Genomic DNA, 1,932 nt, shown 5'->3' on the forward strand with positions numbered 1-1,932 from the left:
ACAAGGTGTGCCACGAACGCAAGGAGGAGCTTATGTAGGTAGAGCGACTTTATGCGGTGCTGTGCAGGAGATGAAGGTTTTGGCCCTTCGGAATCGCCCTGCGGGGGGAGGTTCCAAACCGCCACATGCTGCGGAAGTGGTAACGCGACCGTGGTGAGCGATGTGGAAAAGGCACTGATTGAAGTGTCAGGTGGGGATCAGGAAGACGAGCGTGAGCGAATCACTGACGACGTGTCGTTATTTAACTCTAGGTGGCATCAAAACCGGGGTGCCTTGTTGATCCCGGGAAGAGTCTGGCGGATACCCGTTTACTGGCCAGATGGTGTCCGGCATGGAGGTGACGTGAGCCTGATCTGCTGCTCTTGCACGGAACGTGGGAAGGCATGTCTCGACACCGCTGCCCCGGCGCGGGGTGCGAGAGGGAGCGCTCCAAGCGGCTGACACCGCAAGGGGTTGAGTATCGTCGCGAGGCGTGCTGGCGGACCGGCTCGTAGTAGTGCCGAAGCCCCTGTAATGGGGGTGGAGCGAAGGAGCCGGGTCATCCGTGGCTGTGTGTGTCTGGTCAACCGGACGTTGTTCGGGAGGAGCCGATGGACAAGCTGAAGTCACCAGAGAAGCCGTTTGAGATTTCGAAGTGGGAGGTCTGGGAGGCGTTTCGTGAGGTAAAGCGAAATCAGGGCGCGCCGGGGGTGGATGGGCAGTCCATCGCCGACTTCGAGGCCGATCTGAAGGGCAACCTTTACAAGATCTGGAATCGGATGTCGTCGGGGACGTACTTTCCGCCTCCGGTGCGAGCGGTGGAGATTCCGAAACAGCACGGCGGCGGCACGAGGATGCTCGGCGTCCCCACCGTCGCCGACCGGGTCGCGCAGACCGTGGTGGCCAAGCACTTGGGAATTCGTGTGGATCCAATATTTCACGAGGATTCCTACGGTTACCGGCCGAAGCGGTCGGCCCTGGATGCGGTCCAGCGTTGCCGGCAACGGTGTTGGAAGAAAGACTGGGTGATCGATCTTGACATTCAGAAGTTCTTCGACAGCGTCCGGTGGGACCTCATCGTCAAGGCTGTCCAGGCTCACACCGACGCCGTCTGGGTGACGTTGTATGTCGAGCGGTGGCTCCAAGCGCCGCTGCAACTGCCCGACGGGACCTTGCAGCAGCGGGACCGGGGGACCCCGCAGGGGTCCGCGGTCTCGCCCGTGCTGGCGAACCTGTTCATGCACTACGCGTTCGACACCTGGCTCGCCCGCAACTTTCCGGACGTGCAGTTCGAACGCTATGCCGATGACGCGGTCGTGCACTGCGTCAGCGAGCGCCAGGCCCGCCAGGTGCTGGCGGCACTCGGGAACAGGATGGACGAGGTCGGGCTGCGACTGCACCCCGACAAGACCAAGATCGTGTACTGCAAGGACGGCAACCGGCGCGGCTCGTACGAGCACACGTCGTTCACCTTCCTTGGACTCACGTTCCAAGCCCGCAAGGCGCGAAGCAGGAAGGGGAAGAACTTCACCAACTTCCTGCCCGCGATCAGCAAGGGAGCCCTGAAGAAGATCAGCAGGGAAGTCCGCTCCTGGCGGATCCACCTGCGGATCGGCCACACCTTCGCCGAGCTCGCACGAAAGATCAACCCGATCGTGCGCGGCTGGCTGCAGTACTACGGGGCGTACTACCGCTCCGCGCTGCTGCCCCTCCTGGAACGCATCAACGCCTACCTGGTGCGCTGGATCCGCAAGAAGTACAAACGACTGCGGCCGTTCAGGAAGGCCCAACAGTGCTGGCAGCGCATCACCCGCCAGTACCCGAGGCTCTTCGCCCACTGGGCATGGACACCGCGCTTCTGGTGATCAGGATGACAAGAGCCGTGTAACGGGAGACTGTTACGCACGGTTCTGTGGGAGCCCGGGGGTGAAATCCCCCCGGGCCACCCGACCT

General features: G+C 62.3%; 1 protein-coding gene. It reads left to right on the plus strand.

Features of this window, described 5'->3' with window-relative positions:
* Positions 1–590: 590 nt before the first annotated feature.
* Positions 591–1,844, plus strand: a complete 1,254-nt coding sequence (ltrA, locus tag AC1WTP_RS34310; RefSeq protein WP_109903266.1) for a group II intron reverse transcriptase/maturase — start codon at positions 591–593, stop codon at positions 1,842–1,844.
* Positions 1,845–1,932 lie beyond the last annotated feature (88 nt).

It is taken from the genome of Micromonospora sp. R311, assembly GCF_056780015.1.